We start from the raw sequence: 22864 nt of genomic DNA, 5'->3' as shown, positions 1-22864 counted from the left end.
ATGATTCAGGCTTTCGTCGTTTTCGTCGCCGAATTTCAGCGCGCCTCTTGTTCCTCCTGCATACACTGCATGAATACCCGCATCGCCGGACTGATTGCCTTCCCGGCGTGGTAGGCGCAGAGCGCATGGATCGTCAGCGGCGTCTCGCTGAACGGCAGCTCGACCAGCGTCCCGCGTTTGAGTTCCTCCTCTACCGCAAAGCGCGGCAGAAAACTCACCCCCAGATTGCCCGCCACGCACTGCTTGATGCTTTCAATACTCCACAGTTCGATGGTGTTCTCCATGGTAATGCCGCGCTGGCGCAGGGTACTTTCAAAAATCTGCCGGAACACGCACTGGGGTTCGTTGATGATAAAGCTCAATGGGATATGCTGCCGCGGGCGCAGGAAGTCGACCGGCGCCTGATCGACTGACGCGACCAGCGCCAGCGGCTGCGGGCCAAGTTCCATCATGGTGAGCGCATCATCGTTGCCAACCCGGTAAAACACCCCCAGGTCGACTTCGTCAGCGAGCAGCGCATCACGGATGCTGTAGCAATTGAGCGACTGCAGTGACAGGCGGACCTTCGGGGCGCGTTGCTTAAAACGCTGCAGCACCGGCGGCATTTTGTACGCCAGCAGGGTTTCACCAGTGGCGACGCGAAGTTCGCCGCCGGGTTCATCGTCCTGGCGCGCCGCCTGGCGAATCGACGCCATCACTTTGGTCAGATCGTAGACGTGCGGCAGGACATTTTTACCCGCGGCGGTGAGACACATTCGTCGGCCAATTTTCTCAAACAGCGGGATGGCAAGCTCCTGCTCAAGCTGCTGGATATGAAAGGTTACGGTGGACTGGGTGCAGCACAGTTTCTGCGAGGCGCGCAGAAAGGATCCTTCTTCGACAACCGTTTTGAAGGTGATAAAGCGTCGCAGATCCATATTTCCTCTTTATATCGACATTCTCGAATTCAGAATGAAAAAACATTCATTTTTTTAAATTATCAGCTTCGGGTACTGTCTGCCAGTCAAGAGGAGAAAACACGTGACACCTACCCTGATTAGCGCCTTTTTAACTTACACCCTGATCACCGCTCTGACGCCCGGGCCGAATAATATTCTGGCGCTGAGCAGCGTCACCGCGCACGGCTTTCGACGGAGCATGCGGGTTCTGGCCGGCATGAGCCTGGGGTTTGTGATCATCATGCTGATTTGTGCCGGGCTGACGTTCACTCTCGTTACCCTGGATGAGGGGATAACCTCCCTGCTACGCTGGGTCGGCGCGGGGTATATCCTGTGGCTGGCCTGGCATATTGCCCGCAGCGACCCGGCCAGCGGTGGGCAGGAGGAGCGGCCTGTCAGCTTCTGGGCCAGCCTGGGGCTGCAGTTTGTGAATGTAAAAATTATCCTGTACGGCATCACGGCCCTGTCGACCTTTGTTCTGCCGGTGACTCGCGAGCCATTCTGGCTGGTGATGATAAGCCTGTTGCTATCAGTAATAGGCGTTGCCGGCAATCTTTGCTGGGCGCTGGCCGGTCAGCTGTTTGAGCCGGTGTTCGAACGCCATGGAAGAGGGTTAAATCTGCTGCTGGCGCTGCTGTTGGTCTGGTGCGCGGTACGAATGTTTATGGAATGAATTAAGGGAGCGTAACGCTCCCTTGAGGTTATTTATCCTGCGTCAGGGCGGGTTGCCCTTCATTTACCCAGGTCATAAAGATCCGGTAACCGATGGCCAGCAGGGTGGCGCCGAGGAACATACCGAGAATGCCGTTAGAGGCCATTCCGCCAAGGGCGCCCAGCAGCACCACCGGCATTGGCGCATCGACTCCGCGCCCCAGCAGCAGTGGTTTGAGGACGTTATCGGCCATACCGGCGACGATCAGCAGGACAGTGTAGAAGATATCCATTCCGGTACTGTGGGTGCCGAGACTCCACATCAGCGCGATGGCCGGGGCCGTCACCAGGATCACCGGCACCTGTGCAATGCCGAGGATCAGGGCAAGTATAAAGAAGATCCCGACGGCGGGGATGCTGGCCATCAGCATGATCACCCCGACCAGCAGCGCCTGGATCAGTGCCACCCCGATGACGCCCTGGGCGACCGCGCGGATGGTGCTGGTGCACAGGCGGGTGAGGGTCACGCCTTTATTCTCATCGGTAATACGGATGGCAATACGCTGCGCGCTGATGGCGCCCGCCGCGCCCCAGGCCATCATAATACCCGAGACGATAAACGAAATAATAAAGCCAATCAGCCCGCCGCCCATGCTGGCTAATATGCTGAGGAACTGTTTGGCAATATCGCCAATTTGCGAACGGTAATTGCTGAGCACTCCTGGCAGATCCACGGACGCCCGCATCCACAGAGCGCTAAGCCGTTCGCCAACGATCGGTAAAGAGGCAATTCGTGAAGAGGGTGGGGGAATGGTAAAGCTCTGGCTGCCCAACCGGTCGATCATCGCGCTGGCGCTTTCCGCCAGCGAGGTGATCATCAGCACCGTGGGGATAATAATCAGTAAAATACCTAACAGCACCAGCACCACCGACGCCAGCCCCTGTTTACCGGCGAAAAGCCCGGCAAAATATTGATGTAAAGGATAGAGCGCCACGGCCAGAATCAACGCCCAGAGCATCATATTGACGAAGGGAGAAAAGACGGTAAAACAGAATGAGGCCAGCGCCAGAATAAGACTGAACCGAATAAACATATCGAGAAAGCGGGTGACCAGCCGTTTTTCTATTAACTGAAGATTATTATTATCCATTTTCCATTACGCTCATAAAATATGCATACGCCAACGCTCAGCCGGGTTCAACAAAACAAGCTGGCAACAGAAAAGTCATGCGTTTACAACGCAGAAGTGAATTGAAAATGATCTCCGCCCGTTTGGTTGTGGGCCTGTTAATGAGTGTAGAACAGAAATGAAGGGCGCCTTGTAAATATTCTGCTGGGTGCGGCAAGAGGAAATTCCGCTTTCTTTTCCCGCAGAAGGGGGAAGAAAGCGGAGGGGGATTAATCCAGAGTAAAAGGATCGGCATCGCGCCAGGCGGGGAATTTTTCACGATATTCCTGGAGGGCGCTCAGCGACAGTTCGGCGTCAAGACGAGTGGCCTGATGCGGATCGGCGGTGGCGACAATCTCCCCCTGGGGACTGATAATCCGGCTATCACCGCGGTAATGATGACCGTTGCCGTCGGTGCCGACCCGGTTACAGCCGGCGACGTAGGCCTGGTTCTCAATCGCGCGGGCGACCAGCAGCGACTGCCAGTGCAGCGAGCGCGGCGCTGGCCAGTTCGCCACATACAGCGCCAAATCATAGTCGTTAAGGTTACGCGACCATACCGGAAAGCGCAGGTCGTAACAGACCAGCGGCAGGATCCGCCATCCGCGCCATTCAAAGACCACGCGCTTGTCTCCGGCCTCATAGTGATGGTGTTCATCCGCCATACGAAACAGGTGACGTTTATCATAATGATGGACCGTGCCGTCAGGCTCGACCAGCAGGAAGCGGTTAACGGCCCCGCGCTCAGTTTGCAGCGCCGCGCTGCCGGCGATCAGCGCCTGGGTTTGCGCCGCCCGGGCATGCATCCACGCCACCACCTCGGCCTCGGGTAAAGACTGTTTTGCCGCTTCCATCGCAAAGCCGGTGGTAAACATCTCAGGTAAAACAATGATATCGCGCCCGACAATCCCTTCCAGTTGGCGATCAAAATGGCGCAGGTTAGCAGGGCCGTCCATCCAGACCAGCGGTTGTTGCAACAGCGTAATTTTCAGGCCAGGCACAATGGTCAACTCCATTCTCATGAGGGGGTTAGGTTAACTGTAACACCTTATCAGCCTCGCGGCGGTCCGCGGAATATTTTGTTAAAAAAATGCTACTAACAGGAACGGCGGGGGAAGGAGAGACGAAAAAAAGGCGGGGAAAATTCCCCGCCCGGCGTGTGATGTGGTTGTTGTTTTATTATGCGGCTTCAACGTTGCGAACTTTTTCCGGCAACTTTACCGGCTGGGTTGCCAGCTCCTCTGGCGCAAAGTCGTCAACATTAATGCTGCGCAAGCGACTGTGCTCTGCTCGGGTCAAAATGGCGGCTTCATCCTGACTGATTAAGCCTTTCGCCAGGGCATGGGCGGCCAGTTCGTCGAGACGGGTGAACGGCAGATTTTTACCCAACTCTTTGCAGATACGCTGGTGGATAGGATCGGCCGCCATCACTTCCAGCAGCGCCTCTTCCAGCAGGCCGACCGGGTTATGCTCGCTCGGCGTCAGGTACTGACCGCGACCGATGCGGGAGCGGGTGGCGCTGGGCACCTGTAGAATTTTAGCGACTTTATGGTCCAGCTTATCCGACGGCGCATGATGATGACGACCGGTCGGGAAGATGACCAGGCGCATTGCGCCAGCCACCAGACGATTGGGGAAGTTTTTCAGCAGATCGTCGATGGCCTGCTCGGCCTGATGCAGCGCATCCTGCACCCCCCAGTGAACCAGCGGCAGATCGGCTTCATTGCGTCCTTCATCGTCATAGCGTTTCAGCACCGCCGAGGCCAGGTACAGCTGGCTTAACACATCCCCCAGACGCGCGGAGATACGTTCGCGACGCTTGAGACTGCCCCCCAGCACCGCCATCGAGACGTCTGACAGTAGCGCCAGGTTAGCGCTCAGACGGTTCATTTGCTGATAGTAGCGGCGGGTGACGTCGCGGGTCGGCGCGCTGCTGGTGCGTCCGCCGGTCAGGCCCAACCAGAAACTCCGTACTTTGTTACTGCCGACATGGCCGATATGTTTGAACAGCAGCTTGTCATAGGCGTTCAGGTCGTTGTTCTGCGCGGCAGCCATCTCCTCCAGCACGTACGGATGACAGCGAATCGCACCCTGACCGAAGATCATCATGCTACGGGTCAGAATGTTCGCACCTTCCACGGTGATGGCGATAGGCGCGCCCTGATATGCCCGGGCGAGGAAGTTGCCTTCGCCCAGCATAATGCCTTTCCCGCCGGTAATATCCATTGCGTCGATAATGGAGCGCTGGCCGCGGTGGGTGCAGTGATATTTCACGATCGCGGAGAGCACCGCCGGTTTCTCGCCGAGCATAATGCCGTAGGTGATCAGCGACGCCGCAGCATCCATCACATAAGCATTACCGGCAATGCGCGCCAGCGCCTCTTCAATGCCTTCCATTTTACCGATCGAGATTTTGAACTGGCGGCGAATATGGGCGTAAGCCCCGGTCGCCATAGCCACCGATTTCAGGCCGCCGGTGGAGTTGGACGGCAGCGTAATACCGCGGCCCACCGACAGACATTCAACCAGCATGCGCCAGCCCTGACCGGCCATCCCCGGCCCGCCGATGATGTAATCGATCGGCACGAAGATATCTTTGCCGCGGGTTGGGCCGTTCTGGAACGGGACGTTAAGCGGGAAGTGGCGACGGCCAATTTCCACGCCCGGGGTGGAGGTCGGGATCAGCGCGCAGGTGATGCCCAGCTCTTCTTCCCCGCCCAGCAGACGATCCGGGTCAGAAAGTTTAAAGGCCAATCCCAGCACGGTGGCGATAGGCGCCAGCGTAATGTAGCGTTTGTTCCATGTCAGGCGCATACCCAGCACCTGCTGGCCCTGCCAGTCGCCCATGCAGACCACGCCGGTATCCGGGATGGCGCCGGCGTCGGAGCCCGCTTCCGGACTGGTGAGTGCGAAGCAGGGGATCTCCAGCCCGCGCGCCAGACGCGGCAGGTAATGGTTTTTCTGCTCTTCAGTACCGTAATGCTGCAGCAGCTCGCCCGGGCCCAGTGAGTTCGGGACGCCGACGGTGATCGCCAGAATGCCGGAGACGCCAGAGAGCTTCTGCAGCACCCGCGACTGGGCATAAGCGGAGAATTCAAGCCCGCCATACTCTTTCTTGATGATCATCGCGAAGAAGCGGTGTTCTTTCAGATACGCCCACAGCTCCGGCGGCAGATCGGCCATTTCGTGGGTGATGGCGAAGTCGTTAGCCATCCGGCAGGCTTCTTCCACCGGGCCGTCGAGGAAGGCTTGCTCTTCGGCGGTCAGACGCGGCTGCGGATAGTTATGCAGCTTATGCCAGTCAGGATTACCGCGAAACAGATCCCCCTCCCACCAGGTAGTCCCGGCGTCGATGGCCTCTTTTTCGGTACGCGACATCGGCGGCATGACCTTGCGGAAGGCGCGAAATGCCGGTGCGGAAATCATGGATTTACGCATAGGCGCAAAGTTAAACGGCAACAGAATGATCGCCAGCGGCAGCAGCAGCCAGATATTCCACAGACCGGCCGCGCCGAGCGCTGCGGTCCAGGCGAGCAAGATCACGCTGCTGAGCAGCAGGCTGACCCGGTGATAGAAGAGCGCACCGAGTAAAACAACGGTTGCAACAATACTCAAAATCATCATAGAGAAATGCTCCCTGTGCTTGTAGGAGGTCTGACCACTTGTGATGTATTGGTTGTAGTGCATGCCTTTTTATTTAGCAATGTGTTTACAAAATAATTACAACCTTGCTCACATTGTTGTATGCAAAAGCGGCACATAAAATCAAAAGGGCGGGGGATAACGCAGCCTGCTGCTTCTCGCTTCGGCGGCTATCCGGTACACTGCCAGGGTTATTCCACTCATACTGAAGGATTATCCTCATGTACCAGGATCTTATTCGTAACGAACTGAACGAAGCCGCGGAAACGCTGGCTAACTTTCTGCAGGACGAAGCCAATATCCATGCTATCCAGCGTGCCGCTGTCCTGCTGGCGGATAGCTTTAAGGCGGGTGGTAAAGTGCTGTCCTGCGGCAACGGCGGTTCCCATTGCGATGCGATGCATTTTGCGGAAGAACTGACCGGACGTTATCGCGAAAACCGCCCGGGATATCCGGCCATTGCGATCTCCGACGTCAGCCATCTCTCCTGCGTGAGCAATGATTTTGGCTATGAGTATGTCTTCTCCCGCTACGTTGAATCCGTCGGCCGCGCGGGCGATGTGCTGCTCGGCATCTCCACCTCCGGCAACTCCGGCAACGTAATCAAGGCCATTGAGGCCGCGCGGGCGCAGGGGATGAAAGTGATCACCCTGACCGGTAAGGACGGCGGTAAAATGGCCGGTAGCGCCGATGTGGAAATTCGCGTGCCGCACTTTGGCTACGCCGACCGCATTCAGGAAATCCACATCAAAGTGATCCATATCCTGATTATGCTGATCGAAAAAGAGATGGCGAAAGGCTAACAGGCAGGTGAGTGTGTACTGTTGACGGCGGCCTCGCTTCGGCGCCGTCGTGATTTGTGATGGTGAGGTGATCTATGTGCGAACTGCTCGGGATGAGCGCCAATGTGCCAACCGATATCTGTTTTAGCTTTACCGGGCTGGTACAGCGCGGAGGCGGGACGGGGCCGCATAAAGACGGCTGGGGCATCACCTTCTATGAAGGCAAAGGCTGTCGCACATTCAAAGATCCGCAGCCGAGCTTTCAGTCGCCGATCGCGAAACTGGTCCAGGATTACCCCATTAAGTCCTGTTCCGTCGTCGCGCATATCCGCCAGGCCAATCGCGGGATGGTGGCCCTGGAGAATACGCATCCGTTCACCCGCGAGCTGTGGGGGCGTAACTGGACCTACGCGCACAACGGGCAGCTCAAAGGCTATAAATCGCTGAAAACCGGCAATTTCCACCCGGTAGGTGAAACCGACAGTGAAAAGGCCTTCTGCTGGCTGCTGCACCGCTTAACCGAGCGCTACCCGCGTACGCCGGGCAATATGCTTGGAGTATTTAAGTATATCGCCACCCTGGCGGGGGAACTGCGTGAGAAAGGGGTGTTCAACATGCTGCTGTCGGACGGACGCTATGTGATGGCGTTCTGCTCGACCAACCTGCACTGGATCACCCGGCGGGCGCCGTTCGGCGTGGCAAAACTGCTGGACCAGGATGTGGAGATCGACTTTCAACGCGAGACCACACCCAACGATGTCGTCACGGTTATCGCCACGCAGCCGCTGACGGCCAATGAGACCTGGCATAAGATCATGCCAGGCGAGTGGGCGTTATTTTGTCTCGGGGAGCGTATAGTTTGAGGCCAGCTGCGGCTGGACAACCTCGTGGCTGAGCGGCTTGCTCACCACATAGCGACCGTCGGTCACTGATACGACCGGCGGTTTGTGGGTTTGCTGGAAATAATCATAGCCAGGCTTCAGCTGCTTCCAGAAATCCGCATAGTAAGAGTATTTGTGGCGTTCCATATTGGCGTTGGTCATGCGGAACGGATAGATACTCACCTGCACGCTTGGCTGACCGAAGACTAAGGCGCCGGTCACGAACTGGAAGATCTCATCGATCCCGCTGTCGGTCATGGCGTAGCAGCCGACAGAGACGCAGTTGCCGTGGATCATCAAGTATTTCCCTTCATAACCATGGGCGCGATCGTAGGCGTTCGGGAAGCCGATATTGATCGCTTTATAGAAGCGGCTGTCGGGTTTGAGCTGGCTGCGGGTGACGTTATAGAACCCTTCCGGGCTCTTGAAATCGCCCTGGCGCTGTTTCGGGCCCAGGCCACCGGAGTAGTTGCAGATCCGATAGCTGTCGAGGAGCTGGTAGGTCTCACCCATTTTGACGTAAAGGTCGAGCATGCGCTCTTCTTTAAAGATCTCAATGTAAACCGGTGAACCCATTAATTGCTGCTTATATTCTTTGCTAACCGGCGTCGTCGGGCTGTTGCTGCTGAGCAGCCCGGCAAATGACATGCACGGCAGCAGAAGCATCGCAATAAATAATGCGATTTTGCGCATACTGCTTGTTCCTTGATAAAACAAAATAGCCACATTGCCAGGACGGCAAGAGAGACCCGAAATCAGAGTTTTCTGGATTTAGAGCGCTCACATTAGCATCACGGCATTTTTTCGCAAGGGCGACGTGGCGGCGTTTACAATTCCGCCTCACTTTATACCCTGCCAGCGACGAAAACACAGTGAGAACTTTGCGCAATAGCTCGCATTTTAGAAGCACTTATTGCCTCTCGCGCTACAGCCGACGCTCACGAAATGTTACACTTGCGCCGGTTCATCACCAGAGTAAGAAAGGATGCTTCTCTTCCGTCCTGAGCGCATCTGGCGCCGTTTCGCCCTTTCTTCTCTGCCATTCTGTCAATAAGCTGGCCCCGGCCTGCGTCGGGGTTGAGGTTACGGATACCTGCTAACGATATGATTAAAATCACAAAAGGGCTGGATTTGCCCATAGCTGGCATGCCATTACAGCAGATTTCTCCCGCGCCAGCGGTGAAGCGCGTCGCGCTACTCGGCGAAGAGTACGTCGGCATGCGTCCCGCCATGGCGGTCAAAGAAGGCGATCGGGTCAAAAAAGGTCAGATCCTGTTCGAAGATAAAAAGAACCCCGGCGTCTGCTTTACCGCCCCGGCGAGCGGGGTCGTCAGCGCGATCCACCGCGGTGAACGGCGCGTGTTGCAGTCGGTGGTGATTGATATCGAGGGCAATGACGCGGTGGCGTTCACGCGTTACGCCGCGGACGCGCTGGCTGAACTGCCGCGCGACACCGTGCAGCAGCAGCTGCTGGCGTCGGGCCAGTGGACCGCGCTGCGCACACGACCATTCAGTAAAACGCCGCTCCCGGGCAGCGTGCCGGCCGCCATCTTTGTCAACGCCATGGATACCAATCCGCTGGCGGCGGAGCCGCAGCCGATTATTCTGGCCGAACGGGCCGCTTTCGACGCTGGCCTTACCGTGCTTACGCGTCTGACCGACGGGAAAGTCCACGTCTGCCAGCCCAGCGGCGGCAAGCTCGGCGGTCATCCTGTCGGCCAGGTCAGTTTTAACCAGTTTAGCGGGCCGCACCCGGCGGGGCTGCCGGGAACGCATATTCATTTCCTCGAGCCGGTGAGCCTGAATAAGCAGGTCTGGCACCTCAATTATCAGGACGCGATCGCCATTGGTAAGCTTTTCCTCGACGGGGAGCTCTACTGCGAACGGGTGATCGCGCTCGGCGGCCCGCAGGTGATATCGCCGCGACTGGTCAAGACGACGCTGGGCGCCAGCCTGGACGATCTGCTTGCAGGCGAGTTGCAGGAGGGGGAAAACCGGGTCATTTCCGGCTCGGTGCTCAGCGGCACCCGCGCCCATGGCCCTCACGCCTTCCTCGGGCGCTTCCATCTGCAGGTGAGCGTGGTTAAAGAAGGACGGGAAAAAGAGCTCTTCGGCTGGGTGATGCCGGGCAAAGAGAAGTTCTCGATTACCCGCACCACGCTGGGCCATTTCTTCAGGCGCAAGCGCTTTCATTTCTCTACCGATACCCACGGCGGCGAGCGGGCGATGGTGCCGATCGGCAACTACGAGCGGGTGATGCCGCTGGATATCCTGCCGACCGTACTGCTGCGCGATCTGCTGGCCGGGGATACCGACAGCGCTCAGGCGCTGGGCTGTCTGGAGCTGGATGAAGAAGATCTGGCGCTGTGCACCTACGTCTGCCCCGGTAAGTATGAATATGGCCCTGCGCTGCGCAGCGTATTAACCCGGATTGAGCAGGAAGGATAAGAGATGGGCTTAAAGCATCTGATTGAAAAAATTGAGCCGCATTTCACGCACGGCGGCAAGCTGGAAAAATATTATCCGCTGTATGAAGCGGCGGCGACCATCTTCTACACCCCAGGCCAGGTCACCCGCGGCGCGGCGCATGTGCGCGACGCCATCGACCTCAAGCGGTTGATGATCCTCGTGTGGTTTGCCGTCTTTCCGGCGATGTTCTGGGGGATGTATAACGTCGGGCTGCAGACCATACCGGCGCTGCATAAGCTTTACGGCGCCGAACAACTGCAGCAGGCGATCGCCAACAACTGGCACTATAGCGTCGCCCAGTGGTTAGGGGTGAGCTTCAGCTCCGACGCCGGCTGGCTGAGCATGATGACTCTGGGGGCGGTCTTCTTCCTGCCGATCTATATCACCGTCTTTATCGTCGGCGGCTTCTGGGAAGTGCTGTTCGCTATCGTGCGCAAGCATGAAATCAACGAAGGCTTCTTTGTCACCTCGATTCTGTTCGCGCTGATCGTCCCGCCCACGCTGCCGCTGTGGCAGGCGGCGCTGGGGATCTCCTTCGGGGTGGTGATCGCTAAAGAGATTTTCGGCGGTACCGGGCGCAACTTCCTCAACCCGGCGCTGGCGGGGCGCGCGTTTCTGTTCTTCGCCTATCCGGCGCAAATCTCCGGCGACCTGGTGTGGACGGCGGCGGACGGTTTTTCCGGCGCTACGCCGCTCTCCCAGTGGGCCAGCGGCGGCGGTGAAGCGCTGGTTAACGTCGCTACCGGCATCCCGGTGAGCTGGATGGACGCCTTCCTCGGCAATATTCCGGGCTCGATTGGCGAAGTCTCCACGCTAATGATCCTGATCGGCGGCGCGATCATCCTCTTTGGCCGCGTCGCGTCCTGGCGCATCGTCGCCGGGGTGATGATCGGTATGGTCGCCACCGCTACCCTGTTTAACGTTATCGGCTCCGACACCAACCCGATGTTCGCTATGCCATGGTACTGGCATCTGGTACTCGGCGGCTTCGCCTTCGGCATGATGTTTATGGCGACGGACCCGGTATCCGCCTCGTTTACCGATAAAGGGAAATGGAGTTACGGCGTGCTGATCGGCGTGATGTGCGTGCTGATCCGCGTGGTGAACCCGGCTTATCCGGAAGGGATGATGCTGGCGATCCTCTTCGCCAACCTCTTCGCACCGCTGTTCGATTACCTGGTGGTGCAGGCCAATATTAAGCGGAGGAAGTCGCGTGGCTGAGAAGAAAAGTAACGATAGCATCGGCAAAACGCTGCTGGTGGTGCTGGTGCTTTGTCTGGTCTGCTCCATCGTGGTAGCGGGCTCGGCCGTGGGGCTGAAATCCCGCCAGCAGGCGCAGCGGGCGTTGGATAAGCAGCGTAATATCCTGGCGGTGTCCGGCCTGATGCAGCCCGGCATGGATGCTGATGCGGTCGCCGACACCTTCGCGGCGCGCATTTCGCCGCGACTGGTGAATCTGGCGACCGGCGAGCTGCTGGAGAAAGACCCGGCAAAATTCAATCAGGCCCAGGCGCTGAAGGATCCGCAGCAGAGTATGGCGCTGGATGCCAGCCAGGATCCGGCGGGGATTAAACGCCGCAGCAATCTGGCGGAAATCTACCTGGTGCGCGACGCGCAGCAGAAGATTGAGCAGGTGGTGTTGCCCATTTATGGCAATGGCCTGTGGTCGATGATGTACGCCTTCGTGGCGCTGGACGTCGATGGCCGCACGGTGAAAGGCATTACCTACTATGACCAGGGGGAGACCCCGGGGCTGGGCGGCGAAGTGGAGAACCCGAACTGGCGCCAGCAGTTTGTCGGCAAGCAGGTGCTGGATGACAACGGCATGCCGGCGCTGAGAGTGGTCAAAGGCGGCGCGCGCGCTGGTGACCTGCATGCGGTTGATGGCTTATCGGGCGCCACGCTGACGTCAAATGGCGTACAGCACAGCTTTGATTTCTGGATGGGTGAACTGGGCTTTGGTCCGTTCCTGAAAAAGGTGCGTGAAGGAGGGCTGAACAATGGCTGAACAGAGCGAGATGAAAGAGGTGAAGCGCGTGCTGGTAGGGCCGCTCATCGCCAATAACCCCATCGCCCTGCAGGTGCTGGGCGTCTGCTCCGCGTTGGCGGTCACCACTAAGCTGGAAACCGCCTTCGTGATGACCATTGCGGTGACCCTGGTGACGGCGTTCTCCAGCATGTTTATCTCGATGATCCGCCACCACATTCCCAACAGCGTGCGCATCATCGTGCAGATGGCGATCATCGCCTCGCTGGTTATCGTGGTGGATCAGCTACTGCGGGCTTTCGCCTATGAGACTTCCAAGCAGCTGTCGGTATTCGTCGGGCTTATCATCACCAACTGCATCGTGATGGGCCGCGCCGAAGCTTACGCCATGAAGTCGCCGCCGCTGGCCAGCTTTATGGACGGTATCGGCAACGGTCTCGGCTACGGCGCGATCCTGATTATCGTCGGCTTCCTGCGCGAGCTTATCGGCAGCGGCAAGCTGTTCGGTATCACGGTGCTGGAGACGGTGCAGAACGGCGGCTGGTATCAGCCGAACGGCCTGTTCCTGCTGGCGCCGAGCGCGTTCTTCATTATCGGTTTACTGATTTGGGCCCTGCGTAGCTGGAAGCCTGAACAGCAGGAAAAGGAGTAATCGATGATGGCTCATTACATTAGCCTGTTTGTCCGCGCGGTGTTTGTTGAGAACATGGCGCTGGCCTTTTTCCTCGGGATGTGTACCTTCCTCGCGGTGTCGAAAAAGGTCTCCACCGCCTTCGGCCTCGGCGTTGCGGTGACGGTGGTGCTGGGTCTTGCCGTACCGATCAACAACCTGGTGTATAACCTGGTGCTGCGCGACGGCGCGCTGGTGGAGGGGGTAGACCTCAGCTTCCTGAACTTCATCACCTTTATCGGGGTGATCGCCGCGCTGGTGCAGATCCTCGAGATGATCCTCGATAAGTACTTCCCGGCGCTATACAACGCGCTGGGGATCTTCCTGCCGCTGATTGCGGTTAACTGCGCGATTTTCGGCGGTGTGTCGTTCATGGTGCAGCGTGATTACAACTTCCCGGAATCCATCGTTTACGGCTTCGGCTCCGGCATCGGCTGGATGCTGGCGATCGTGGCGATGGCGGGGATCCGCGAAAAGATGAAGTACGCCAACGTGCCTGCCGGTTTGCGCGGGTTAGGGATCACCTTTATCACTACCGGGTTGATGGCGCTGGGCTTTATGTCCTTCTCCGGCGTGCAGCTATAAGGGCGAATAAGTATGGAAATTATTCTTGGCGTCGTGATGTTCACGCTGATTGTGCTGGTGCTGTCGGGGCTTATCCTGGCAGCGCGCTCAAAGCTGGTGAACGCGGGCGACGTGGTTATTGAGATCAATAACGAAGCGGATAAGCAGATCCGTACCCCGGCGGGGGATAAGCTGCTGAACACGCTGTCCAGCAACGGGATTTTTGTCTCCTCCGCCTGCGGCGGCGGCGGCTCCTGCGGCCAGTGTCGGGTGACTATCAAAGAGGGTGGCGGCGATATCCTGCCGACCGAGCTTTCGCATATTACCAAACGCGAAGCCAAAGCCGGCTGCCGTCTGGCCTGCCAGGTCGCGGTGAAGCAAAACATGAAGATTGAGCTACCGGAAGAAATCTTCGGCGTCAAAAAATGGGAATGCGAAGTTATCTCCAATGATAACAAAGCCACTTTCATTAAAGAGCTCAAGCTGCGGATCCCCGAGGGGGAGGTGGTGCCGTTCCGCGCCGGGGGCTATATTCAGATCGAATGCCCACCGCATAAAGTGGCCTATGCTGACTTCGATGTCCCGGATGAATACCGCTCGGACTGGGACAAGTTCAACCTGTTCCGCTACGTCTCTGAGGTGAAAGAGCCGACCCTGCGCGCCTACTCGATGGCTAACTATCCGGAAGAGAAGGGCATCATTATGCTCAACGTGCGCATTGCGACGCCGCCGCCGAAGGTGCCGGATGCCCCGCCGGGGATCATGTCGTCCTATATCTGGTCGCTGAAGCCGGGCGATAAGGTGACGATTTCGGGGCCGTTCGGCGAGTTCTTTGCCAAAGAGACCGACGCGGAGATGGTGTTTATCGGCGGCGGCGCCGGGATGGCGCCGATGCGTTCGCATATTTTCGACCAGCTCAAGCGCCTGCACAGCACACGCAAAATCAGCTTCTGGTACGGAGCGCGCTCGCTGCGCGAGATGTTCTACGATGATGAGTTTGAACAGCTGGCGCGGGATAACCCGAACTTTACCTTCCACGTTGCGCTCTCCGATCCGCTGCCGGAAGATAACTGGACGGGGCATACCGGCTTTATCCATAACGTTCTGTACGAGAACTATCTGCGCGATCATCCGGCGCCGGAAGACTGCGAGTTCTACATGTGCGGGCCGCCGGTAATGAATGCCGCAGTGATTAAGATGCTGAAGGATCTGGGCGTCGAGGACGAGAATATTCTGCTCGACGACTTTGGAGGCTGACGATGCTGACGGTGTTTGTCGCAACCTTTGTGATTTTTGCGCTGGTGATCCTCGGGATGTCGCTGGGCTACCTGGTGAAGCGCAAGAGCATTCAGGGCAGCTGCGGCGGGATCTCCTCGCTGGGACTGGAGAAAGTCTGCGATTGTCCTGAGCCCTGCGACGCGCGTAAGAAACGTCTCGCCCGCGAGGCGCAGCGCCAGCAGCGGCGCATTTTGTAATCTGTGAGGTTTCCGGGCAGATTACGCTCCCGATATTTCTTTTGCGTGATGCCACTCATGGCGCAGGGAGCGCACCGGGGGCGGCCAGTCGCCGCCGCCCCCGGGCTCCGGCCAGCACCGGCAGTTTCAACTGCCCCAGGCCCGGCGGTGAGTTAACAGCCAGTCCTGGAAGGGTAGGCCGGGTAAGGCGTAGCCGCCACCCGGCAACAACATGCCAGCAACGTGAGGCCGCTTTCGCGGCTTTTTTTAGCCATTGACTCCCTTACTGCCAGCTTTTCGCCTGCGCCGGGGAATCGACCATCACGCCGTCAGCGCCCAGCTCTTTCGCCGTGCGGTAATCTTCCGCGCTGTTGATGCCGAAGAAGATAATGTGCGCTTTACCCTGCGAGCGGAAGCAATCCATCGCCTCTTTATCCCAGGTGAGCGTCGCCGGGGAGACCCCTTCCCCAAGGGTGAATTTCTCCACCACCTCTACCTTGCGCTTCAGCTCCAGCCCATACCATTGCTCGCCTTCGCGCTGGCTGGCAGGCTGGCACTGATGGCTGAGCGAAATACTGGCAAGTCTGGTGCGGGTTTCGCTGCGGGTGACGAAGCGGGGAATAGCCGGCGGCAGCGCGGCGATATAGCGGTCTTCGGTGGAATAGACCCGCACGCGATCGAGGCTGTGCGTAGCTTTTAACACCGCAAGCAGGCGCTCGCCCATCACGGTCGGGTCGGCATCCGGAGATTTAATGTCGATGTAGAAGAACGTGTGCGGCCATTGCTGCAAAACGGCTTGCAGCGTGGGAATGGTGGCCTGCCTGCCGCGCCAGGGGTGGCTGTCATCACCCCATTTCCAGCCGGCATCGACTTTCGCCAGCTCGGCGGCGGTCAAACTGGAAACGTTGCCCTCGCTATTGGTCAATGCGGAAAGATCGCTTGACCGGTAGAGCACCGGCACGCCGTCGTGGCTTAACTGCACCGTGACCCAGATGGCCTCGGCGTTATTCTCCAGCGCCAGCTTAATGGCCGGCAGGGTATTTTCTGGCGCATCGCCGGTGCCGCCGCGATGGGCAATCAGCTGCGGGGCGGCCCAGGCGCCGGCGGAGGCCAGCAGGCAAAGTGCGGTAAGTATTTTCTTCATGATTATATCTTCCAGATTTATCGGTTAACTTTATGAAAATAAACATAATTTATTGCAGTTTTATGTTTTAACCGCTTTTCTGGGCGATGAAATAAAAAAAGCATAAAATTCGCAGCGAGTTTTGCTATGCTGTATGGGTATACAGTGTTGAGTCTGACGATGCGTAAAATTATCCATGTCGATATGGACTGTTTCTTTGCGGCGGTGGAGATGCGCGACAACCCGGCGTTGCGCGATATACCTCTCGCGATAGGTGGCAGTCGGGTACAGCGTGGCGTGATTAGTACCGCGAACTATCCTGCGCGTAAGTTTGGCGTGCGTAGCGCCATGCCGACGGCGACGGCGCTCAAGCTGTGCCCGCATCTCACGCTGCTTCCCGGCCGCTTTGATGCCTACAAAGAAGCCTCGAACCATATCCGCGAAATTTTCTCCCGCTATACCTCGCGCATTGAGCCGCTGTCGCTGGATGAAGCCTATCTTGACGTCAGCGACAGCGTGCATTGTCACGGGTCGGCCACCCTGATCGCCCAGGAGATCCGCGAAACCATCGAACGGGAGCTGCGCCTCACCGCCTCGGCGGGGGTAGCGCCGGTAAAGTTTCTTGCCAAAATCGCCTCCGACATGAATAAACCCAACGGCCAGTTCGTTATCGCTCCCCATCAGGTGGCTGAGTTTGTACGGGCGCTGCCGCTGGCGAAAATACCCGGCGTCGGGAAGGTATCGGCGGCGAAGCTGGAAAATATGGGCCTGCGTACCTGTGGCGATGTACAGAACAGCGATCTGGCCATGCTGCTTAAGCGCTTCGGTAAATTCGGCCGTATTTTGTGGGAGCGCAGCCACGGGATTGATGAGCGGGAAATCCATAACGACCGGCAGCGCAAGTCGGTGGGGGTGGAGCGGACGTTAGCGGAAGATATCCATGAATGGTCAGACTGCGAAGCGATTATCGAAAATCTCTATCCCGAACTGGAGCGCCGGCTGGCGAAGGTCAAACCGGACCTGCTGATCGCCCGTCAGGGTATTAAACTGAAATTCAATGACTTCCAGCTGACCACCCAGGAGCACGTCTGGCCGCAGCTGAACAAAGCGGATCTGATTGCCACCGCGCACAAGGCCTGGGATGAGCGCCGCGGCGGACGTGGCGTGCGCCTGGTTGGGCTCCACGTGACGCTGCTCGATCCGCAGCTGGAAAGGCAGCTTTTATTAGGGATTTAACCATGCACATTCGTCCTTACCGCGACAACGATTTACCACTGCTCTGTCGGATATTCCTGCGCGCGGTGCGGGAAACGGCCTGCCGGGACTATACTCCGGCGCAGATCGCGGCCTGGGCGCAGGTGGATGAGACGCGCTGGCGGCAAAAGCTGGCTGATGCAAACGGGCTGGTGGCGGAGATAGAGAATCAACCGGTTGGCTTTATCACCGCTATCGGGACGCATATCGATTTGCTCTTTGTCTCGCCGGATCACGGCCGGCAGGGTATCGGCGGCGCGCTTATCGAGGCGCTCTGCGCTCAGTATCCTGCGCAAATCCTGACGGTGGACGCCAGCATTACCGCGAGACCCTGTTTTACGGCCCATGGCTTTAAGGTGGTGGCTGAGCAGCGGGTGGCGGCGCGCGAGGAGTGGTTTATTAACTACCGGATGGAAAGCGCGGGACGCTAAGGTGAGGGGGAGAAACCGGCGGCGGGCTGCCGCCGGTGGTGGTGCTTATTTAGCCGGAATGGCTTTCAGCAGCTCGGTCAGCAGCGTCCAGTACTGGCCGACGCTCTCGATATGGACCTGCTCATCCGGGGAGTGCGGACCGGTAATGGTTGGTCCGATGGAGACCATGTCCATTTCCGGATACGGTTTTTTGAACAGACCGCATTCCAGACCGGCGTGGATGATCTGGATGTTCGGCGTCTTGTTGAACAGACGCTGGTAAGTCTCGCGCACCAGGTGCATCACCGGCGAGTTGGCGTCCGGCTGCCAGCCAGGGTAAGCGCCTTTGGCTTCGGTTTTCGCCCCCGCCAGTTTACCCAGAGATTCCAGCATGCTGACCACATAGTCTTTGCCGCTGTCGATCAGCGAGCGGATCAGGCAGTGGATCTGCACGTTGTCATCGGTCATGGTGACGACGCCGACGTTCAGCGAGGTTTCTACTACGCCTTTCGCCACGTCAGAGTTGCGGATAACCCCGTTCGGCGTGGCGTTCAGCAGGCGGATGAAACCGTCGCGGGAGGCCTGAGTCAGCGCCGCTTTGTCGTTCTCTACCGCTTCCAGGAGCACCGCCAGGTTCTTCTCTTTGGCCGCCAGCTCGTTTTGCAGCAGCGCCTGGTAAGTATTCACCAGCGCTTTCAGCGCATCGGCTTTATCCGCGGCGACGGCGACAGTAGCGTACGCTTCACGCGGGATGGCGTTGCGCAACGTACCGCCGTTGAAATCGACCAGACGCAGATCCAGCTCATCGGCATGACCGGCAAGGAAGCGCGACAGCAGCTTGTTGGCGTTACCCAGACCGAGATGGATGTCACCGCCGGAGTGGCCGCCCTTTAGCCCTTTTAAAGTCACTTTAAAGCTCTGGAAACCGGCCGGAATCGCTTCGCGGGTCAGCGCCAGGTTAGAGGTGAAATCGATCCCGCCGGCGCAACCCATATAGATTTCGCCTTCTTCTTCGGAGTCGGTGTTGATCAGGATATCGGCCTGCAGCCAGTTGGCCTGCAGACCGAAGGCACCGTCCATACCGGCTTCTTCGGTCATGGTCAGCAGCACTTCCAGCGGGCCGTGAGCGACGCTGTCGTCGGCCAGTACCGCCAGTGCGGACGCCATCCCGATACCGTTGTCCGCGCCCAGCGTGGTGCCGCGCGCTTTCACCCATTCGCCGTCAATGTACGGCTGGATCGGATCTTTGGCGAAGTCGTGGACGGTGTCGTTATTTTTCTGCGGCACCATATCGAGGTGCGCCTGCAGCGCTACCGGCTTACGGTTTTCCATACCGGCAGTCGCGCCTTTACGAATCAGAATGTTGCCAACCTGGTCGCGTTCCGCGTGTAAGCCTTTTTCTTTTGCCCAACCCATAATGTGCTCGGCGAGCTGTTCTTCGTGATAGGACGGGTGCGGGATGGAGCAAATCTTGGCGAAAATATCCCAAAGCGGCTGCGGGGATAGTTGAGACAGTTCAGACACGGTAAGTCTCCTTACAGACTCCTGCATACAGCGGTTGCAGGACGAGGGTTAGCGTTAAAATACACAACAAGCCCGGGCTTGCGCGATGGGGGTGAGAATACCACTTTCCACCGCCGCAGGTAGTGTAAACAACGCAAAAAGCGTTGCGCAAACCGCTTAACACTGGTTTTTAGTGCGTCAGATCTCTATAATCTCGCGCAACCATTTTCCCCCTCGAACATTATTTAAGCCGTATTACACAGGCTGGGACACTTCACATGAGCGAAAAATACGTCGTCACCTGGGACATGTTGCAGATTCACGCCCGCAAACTGGCCAGCCGTCTGCTGCCGGTTGAGCAATGGAAAGGCATTATTGCCGTTAGCCGCGGTGGACTGGTACCGGGAGCCTTACTGGCGCGTGAATTGGGCATTCGTCATGTTGATACCGTATGCATCTCCAGCTACGACCATGATAACCAGCGCGAGCTGAAAGTACTGAAACGTGCGGAAGGCGATGGCGAAGGCTTTATCGTTATCGACGATCTGGTGGATACCGGCGGGACCGCCGTGGCGATCCGCGAAATGTATCCCAAAGCGCACTTCGTCACCATTTTCGCCAAACCGGCAGGCCGTCCGCTGGTGGATGATTACGTGGTTGATATTCCGCAGGATACCTGGATTGAACAGCCGTGGGATATGGGCGTGGTGTTTGTACCGCCTATCGCAGGTCGTTAATTCTTCAGGACAGTGCTATTTACCACGCCCGGCTTGCCGGGCGTGGTTTTTTTTATCCTCTAGCAGGTTACAATATCCGGAGTGGCACTACGACGGAGACTGCACATGTCACAGGCTAACCTCAGCGAAACGCTGTTTAAACCTCGCTTCAAACATCCCGAAACCTCTACGCTGGTGCGCCGGTTTTCTGCCGGAAAACCCCAGGCGATGCAGTCAGCGCTGAGCGGCAATCACGTCGAACACTGGTACCGTCTGATCAATCGCTTAATGTGGATCTGGCGCGGCGTAACCCCGCAGGAGATCCTTGATGTGCAAGCGCGCATTGTGATGAGCGAGGCCGAACGAACTGATCCCGAGCTGTTCGATACCGTCATCGGCTATCGCGGCGGCAACTGGATCTTTGAGTGGGCGAAAGAGGCGATGCAGTGGCAGCAAAAGGCCGGCCAGGAAGCCGATCCTTTGCTGAGCGGCCGCCACTGGCTGCATGCTTCGAACCTGTACAGCATTGCCGCTTATCCGCATATTAAAGGCGATGAGCTGGCGGAACAGGCGCAGGCTTTAGCCAACCGGGCGTATGAAGAGGCCGCCCAGCGGCTGCCTGGCGCCCTGCGCGAGCTGGAGTTCACCATCCCTGGCGGTTCGCCGATCACCGGCTTTTTGCATATGCCGAAAGGCGAGGGGCCGTTTCCGACGGTGCTGATGTGCGGGGGGCTGGACTCGCTGCAGACGGATTATTACAACCTGTATGAGAACTACTTCTCACCGCTCGGCATTGCCATGCTGACCATTGATATGCCCTCCATCGGCTTCTCGTCAAAATGGACGCTGAATCAGGACACCAGCCTGCTGCATCAGCACGCGCTGCGCCATCTGGAAAATGTGCCATGGATCGACCATACCCGGGTCGCCGCCTTCGGCTTCCGTTTTGGCGCCAATATCGCGGTGCGTCTCGGTTACCTGGAACCGCAGCGGCTGAAGGCCGTAGCCTGTCTGGGGCCGGTGGTCCACGGTCTGCTGGTGGATCCTCTGCATCAGGGGCGCGTGCCGGAGATGTACCTCGACGTGCTGGCCTCGCGGCTGGGCATGCATGACGCGTCCGATGAAGCGCTGCGCGTGGAGCTCAACCGCTACTCGTTAAAAACCCAGGGACTGCTGGGACGCCGTTGCCCGACGCCGATGCTCTCCGGCTTCTGGAAGGACGATCCGTTCAGCCCCGAAGAGGAGTCGCGGTTAATCACCTCGTCATCTGCCGATGGCAAACTGCTGGAGATCCCGTTTAACCCGGTGTATCGCAATTTTGATCACGCATTGCGACAGATCGCCCGCTGGATCAACCATAGATTTGGTTAATTTATTGCTAAATTCTATTGGTTTGGTAAAACAGTTGCATCACTAAAGGAGATCGCAATGACGTTACCGAGTGGACACCTGAAAAGTAAGTTGATCAAGAAATTCACGGCGCTAGGGCCTTACATTCGCGAAGAGCAGTGCCATGACAACCGTTTCTTTTTCGATTGCCTGGCAGTTTGCGTCAACGTTAAGCCCGCACCGGAGAAGCGTGAATTCTGGGGCTGGTGGATGGAAATGGAAGCACAAGAGTCACGTTTCACCTATAGCTACCAGTTTGGCCTGTTCAATAAAGAAGGGTCATGGCAGGCTGTCGACATTGACGACCCGGAAGTGAGCGACAGACTGGAAAAAACGCTGCGCGAGTTTCACGAGCGCGCCGCAGCGCTGCTGACCACCTTTAATCTGAAGCTGGAACCGGCCGACGATTTCAGCGAGCCGGTTCGCCTGCGCGCCTGATTGATCTACAGATACGATTTCTCCACGCCCGTGCGGCGTGGAGGAGCGTGACGAAGGCTTTGCCGCCCCACCCGCACTCTCCACCCCGCCACCTGACTCACACTGCCTGCGGCTGCAGCTTGCCGGCCATCGCCTGCTGAATAATCGGGATCGGCGTCAGTAAGTGCTCGCGCATCAGCGCGCTGGCCTGCTCGGCGTCGCGCGCCAGAATAGCGTCCACCAGGGTCTGATGCTGGACATGCTTATCTTCCAGCATCTCTACCGACAGGACGGTGGTGCGCAGCCAGATAAAACGGTAGCGGGCCGCCAGATCGAAGAGCCGCTCGCGCATTTGCAGCAGATACTGCGAACCGCAGCCGGCGACGATGGCGGTGTGAAACGCCTGGTGGCGCTGGTCCCACTCATCGAGTAAGCGCTCACTTGCCTCGCACGACTCCAGCTTGTTGAGCAGATGGGCGCGGGCCAGCAGCTCCGCCTCCCACTCATCGCCGCCGCGCTCGATGGCGAGGCGCACCAGCATGGCTTCCATATTGGCGCGCGCGTCGAAGATATCGAGAAGCTCCTGTTCCGACATGGGCGCCACCCGATAGCCTTTCTGATTGACCACCGTCACCAGCCGCTCGGCCACCAGCTGCGAAAGCGCCTCGCGCAGCGGACCGACCCCCAGGGCATAGCGCGAGGTCAACAGGCTCATCCGCAGCTTCTCATCGGGTTGGTAGACCCCGCGGATGATGTCGTTTTTTAACCAACGGTACCCGTCAATGGCCGTCGCCTGGGAAATGGCGGTCATGATCTTACTCCTGAATACTCTTCCCGGCGGGGGC

General features: G+C 58.1%; 23 protein-coding genes. 15 read left to right on the top strand and 8 right to left on the bottom strand.

The window, feature by feature from the left end:
- Positions 1-35: 35 nt before the first annotated feature.
- On the bottom strand, positions 36-917 hold the full coding sequence (locus QLG03_RS24355; RefSeq protein ID WP_117135893.1) for a LysR family transcriptional regulator: 882 nt from the start codon (positions 915-917) through the stop codon (positions 36-38).
- A 103-nt stretch (positions 918-1020) separates the two neighbouring features.
- Between QLG03_RS24355 and eamB the strand changes: the two genes are divergently transcribed.
- Positions 1021-1611, top strand: a complete 591-nt coding sequence (gene eamB, locus QLG03_RS24350; RefSeq protein ID WP_180264139.1) for a cysteine/O-acetylserine transporter — start codon at positions 1021-1023, stop codon at positions 1609-1611.
- Between the two features lie 28 nt (positions 1612-1639).
- Here eamB and QLG03_RS24345 read toward each other — a convergent pair whose 3' ends face one another.
- From QLG03_RS24345 to fadE, 3 genes are all read right to left on the bottom strand, one after another.
- Positions 1640-2740, bottom strand: a complete 1101-nt coding sequence (locus QLG03_RS24345; RefSeq protein WP_255988505.1) for an AI-2E family transporter — start codon at positions 2738-2740, stop codon at positions 1640-1642.
- A 248-nt stretch (positions 2741-2988) separates the two neighbouring features.
- Positions 2989-3759, bottom strand: coding sequence for an amidohydrolase (locus QLG03_RS24340; RefSeq protein WP_023288501.1), 771 nt, complete (start codon positions 3757-3759; stop codon positions 2989-2991).
- 178 nt (positions 3760-3937) lie between these two features.
- The gene (gene fadE / locus QLG03_RS24335; protein ID WP_032453035.1) at positions 3938-6382 is read right to left on the bottom strand and encodes an acyl-CoA dehydrogenase FadE; all 2445 of its coding nucleotides are present in this window, start codon (positions 6380-6382) and stop codon (positions 3938-3940) included.
- A 239-nt stretch (positions 6383-6621) separates the two neighbouring features.
- Between fadE and lpcA the strand changes: the two genes are divergently transcribed.
- Together lpcA and QLG03_RS24325 are read left to right on the top strand one after the other, a co-directional pair.
- A complete protein-coding gene (lpcA, locus tag QLG03_RS24330) occupies positions 6622-7203 on the top strand; it encodes a D-sedoheptulose 7-phosphate isomerase (protein ID WP_004145825.1) in 582 nt (193 codons plus the stop codon).
- A 74-nt stretch (positions 7204-7277) separates the two neighbouring features.
- A complete protein-coding gene (locus QLG03_RS24325) occupies positions 7278-8045 on the top strand; it encodes a class II glutamine amidotransferase (protein WP_004204630.1) in 768 nt (255 codons plus the stop codon).
- On the opposite strand, the gene dpaA is transcribed toward QLG03_RS24325, so the two are convergent.
- The gene (gene dpaA / locus QLG03_RS24320; RefSeq protein ID WP_255988504.1) at positions 8016-8756 is read right to left on the bottom strand and encodes a peptidoglycan meso-diaminopimelic acid protein amidase; all 741 of its coding nucleotides are present in this window, start codon (positions 8754-8756) and stop codon (positions 8016-8018) included. The genes QLG03_RS24325 and dpaA overlap by 30 nt on opposite strands.
- A 411-nt stretch (positions 8757-9167) precedes the next feature.
- On the opposite strand from dpaA, the gene QLG03_RS24315 reads away from it, so the two are divergent.
- The 7 genes from QLG03_RS24315 to nqrM are packed head-to-tail and all read left to right on the top strand — an operon-like array spanning position 9168 to position 15228.
- A complete protein-coding gene (locus QLG03_RS24315; RefSeq protein ID WP_049013284.1) occupies positions 9168-10511 on the top strand; it encodes a Na(+)-translocating NADH-quinone reductase subunit A in 1344 nt (447 codons plus the stop codon).
- 3 nt (positions 10512-10514) lie between these two features.
- A complete protein-coding gene (locus QLG03_RS24310; RefSeq protein WP_087849223.1) occupies positions 10515-11753 on the top strand; it encodes an NADH:ubiquinone reductase (Na(+)-transporting) subunit B in 1239 nt (412 codons plus the stop codon).
- Positions 11746-12540, top strand: a complete 795-nt coding sequence (locus QLG03_RS24305) for a Na(+)-translocating NADH-quinone reductase subunit C (protein ID WP_032453038.1) — start codon at positions 11746-11748, stop codon at positions 12538-12540. Before QLG03_RS24310 ends, QLG03_RS24305 begins: the two co-directional genes overlap by 8 nt.
- Complete coding sequence (locus QLG03_RS24300) at positions 12533-13171, top strand: NADH:ubiquinone reductase (Na(+)-transporting) subunit D (protein WP_023288507.1); 639 nt, start codon at positions 12533-12535, stop codon at positions 13169-13171. The genes QLG03_RS24305 and QLG03_RS24300 overlap by 8 nt, the downstream gene beginning before the upstream one ends.
- Positions 13172-13177: 6 nt before the next feature.
- Positions 13178-13774 (top strand): NADH:ubiquinone reductase (Na(+)-transporting) subunit E, encoded by a 597-nt coding sequence (gene nqrE / locus QLG03_RS24295; RefSeq protein ID WP_004177335.1) that lies wholly within the window; start codon positions 13178-13180, stop codon positions 13772-13774.
- 12 nt (positions 13775-13786) lie between these two features.
- Entirely contained in the window at positions 13787-15010 is a 1224-nt protein-coding gene (gene nqrF, locus QLG03_RS24290; RefSeq protein WP_004204637.1) for an NADH:ubiquinone reductase (Na(+)-transporting) subunit F, read from the top strand.
- A 2-nt stretch (positions 15011-15012) separates the two neighbouring features.
- Positions 15013-15228: a (Na+)-NQR maturation NqrM gene (nqrM, locus tag QLG03_RS24285; protein ID WP_004204638.1), complete on the top strand. Its 216-nt coding sequence runs from the start codon at positions 15013-15015 to the stop codon at positions 15226-15228.
- A gap of 262 nt (positions 15229-15490) precedes the next feature.
- Here the strand turns inward: nqrM and QLG03_RS24280 are convergent, their stop codons facing one another.
- Positions 15491-16351 carry a glycerophosphodiester phosphodiesterase family protein gene (locus QLG03_RS24280; protein WP_032453039.1) on the bottom strand — a complete coding sequence of 287 codons (861 nt, stop codon included), beginning with the start codon at positions 16349-16351 and terminating at the stop codon, positions 15491-15493.
- A 159-nt stretch (positions 16352-16510) separates the two neighbouring features.
- Between QLG03_RS24280 and dinB the strand changes: the two genes are divergently transcribed.
- Together dinB and QLG03_RS24270 are read left to right on the top strand one after the other, a co-directional pair.
- Entirely contained in the window at positions 16511-17566 is a 1056-nt protein-coding gene (gene dinB, locus QLG03_RS24275; RefSeq protein WP_255988498.1) for a DNA polymerase IV, read from the top strand.
- Positions 17567-17568: 2 nt separating this feature from the next.
- Complete coding sequence (locus tag QLG03_RS24270) at positions 17569-18015, top strand: GNAT family N-acetyltransferase (protein ID WP_255988496.1); 447 nt, start codon at positions 17569-17571, stop codon at positions 18013-18015.
- Between the two features lie 45 nt (positions 18016-18060).
- On the opposite strand, the gene pepD is transcribed toward QLG03_RS24270, so the two are convergent.
- Entirely contained in the window at positions 18061-19518 is a 1458-nt protein-coding gene (gene pepD / locus QLG03_RS24265) for a cytosol nonspecific dipeptidase (RefSeq protein WP_023288511.1), read from the bottom strand.
- Positions 19519-19775: 257 nt separating this feature from the next.
- Here pepD and gpt point away from each other — a divergent pair, with 257 nt between their 5' ends.
- The 3 genes from gpt (at position 19776) to crl (ending at position 22040) form a co-directional block, all read left to right on the top strand.
- Positions 19776-20234: a xanthine phosphoribosyltransferase gene (gpt, locus tag QLG03_RS24260; RefSeq protein ID WP_002889733.1), complete on the top strand. Its 459-nt coding sequence runs from the start codon at positions 19776-19778 to the stop codon at positions 20232-20234.
- A gap of 105 nt (positions 20235-20339) precedes the next feature.
- Positions 20340-21584: an esterase FrsA gene (frsA, locus tag QLG03_RS24255; RefSeq protein ID WP_023288512.1), complete on the top strand. Its 1245-nt coding sequence runs from the start codon at positions 20340-20342 to the stop codon at positions 21582-21584.
- Positions 21585-21641: 57 nt separating this feature from the next.
- A complete protein-coding gene (crl, locus tag QLG03_RS24250; protein ID WP_002889793.1) occupies positions 21642-22040 on the top strand; it encodes a sigma factor-binding protein Crl in 399 nt (132 codons plus the stop codon).
- A gap of 97 nt (positions 22041-22137) precedes the next feature.
- Here crl and csiR read toward each other — a convergent pair whose 3' ends face one another.
- A complete protein-coding gene (gene csiR, locus QLG03_RS24245; protein WP_023288513.1) occupies positions 22138-22830 on the bottom strand; it encodes a DNA-binding transcriptional regulator CsiR in 693 nt (230 codons plus the stop codon).
- Between the last annotated feature and the right edge of the window lie 34 nt (positions 22831-22864).

It is taken from the genome of Klebsiella sp. V115_8 (assembly GCF_029967715.1).
Classification (GTDB): Bacteria; Pseudomonadota; Gammaproteobacteria; order Enterobacterales; family Enterobacteriaceae; genus Klebsiella; species Klebsiella quasipneumoniae.
The sequence above is the reverse complement of the archived record's forward strand: the minus strand, read 5'-3'. Positions and strand labels throughout refer to the sequence as shown.

Coding starts and splice junctions, on each gene's coding strand:
- QLG03_RS24355 (WP_117135893.1), bottom strand. CDS start 917: ATGGATCTGCGACGCTTTATCACCTTCAAAACGGTTGTCGAAGAAGGA.
- QLG03_RS24345 (WP_255988505.1), bottom strand. CDS start 2,740: ATGGATAATAATAATCTTCAGTTAATAGAAAAACGGCTGGTCACCCGC.
- fadE (WP_032453035.1), bottom strand. CDS start 6,382: ATGATGATTTTGAGTATTGTTGCAACCGTTGTTTTACTCGGTGCGCTC.
- lpcA (WP_004145825.1), top strand. CDS start 6,622: ATGTACCAGGATCTTATTCGTAACGAACTGAACGAAGCCGCGGAAACG.
- QLG03_RS24325 (WP_004204630.1), top strand. CDS start 7,278: ATGTGCGAACTGCTCGGGATGAGCGCCAATGTGCCAACCGATATCTGT.
- dpaA (WP_255988504.1), bottom strand. CDS start 8,756: ATGCGCAAAATCGCATTATTTATTGCGATGCTTCTGCTGCCGTGCATG.
- QLG03_RS24315 (WP_049013284.1), top strand. CDS start 9,168: ATGATTAAAATCACAAAAGGGCTGGATTTGCCCATAGCTGGCATGCCA.
- QLG03_RS24310 (WP_087849223.1), top strand. CDS start 10,515: ATGGGCTTAAAGCATCTGATTGAAAAAATTGAGCCGCATTTCACGCAC.
- QLG03_RS24300 (WP_023288507.1), top strand. CDS start 12,533: ATGGCTGAACAGAGCGAGATGAAAGAGGTGAAGCGCGTGCTGGTAGGG.
- nqrE (WP_004177335.1), top strand. CDS start 13,178: ATGGCTCATTACATTAGCCTGTTTGTCCGCGCGGTGTTTGTTGAGAAC.
- nqrF (WP_004204637.1), top strand. CDS start 13,787: ATGGAAATTATTCTTGGCGTCGTGATGTTCACGCTGATTGTGCTGGTG.
- nqrM (WP_004204638.1), top strand. CDS start 15,013: ATGCTGACGGTGTTTGTCGCAACCTTTGTGATTTTTGCGCTGGTGATC.
- QLG03_RS24280 (WP_032453039.1), bottom strand. CDS start 16,351: ATGAAGAAAATACTTACCGCACTTTGCCTGCTGGCCTCCGCCGGCGCC.
- dinB (WP_255988498.1), top strand. CDS start 16,511: ATGCGTAAAATTATCCATGTCGATATGGACTGTTTCTTTGCGGCGGTG.
- QLG03_RS24270 (WP_255988496.1), top strand. CDS start 17,569: ATGCACATTCGTCCTTACCGCGACAACGATTTACCACTGCTCTGTCGG.
- gpt (WP_002889733.1), top strand. CDS start 19,776: ATGAGCGAAAAATACGTCGTCACCTGGGACATGTTGCAGATTCACGCC.
- frsA (WP_023288512.1), top strand. CDS start 20,340: ATGTCACAGGCTAACCTCAGCGAAACGCTGTTTAAACCTCGCTTCAAA.
- crl (WP_002889793.1), top strand. CDS start 21,642: ATGACGTTACCGAGTGGACACCTGAAAAGTAAGTTGATCAAGAAATTC.
- csiR (WP_023288513.1), bottom strand. CDS start 22,830: ATGACCGCCATTTCCCAGGCGACGGCCATTGACGGGTACCGTTGGTTA.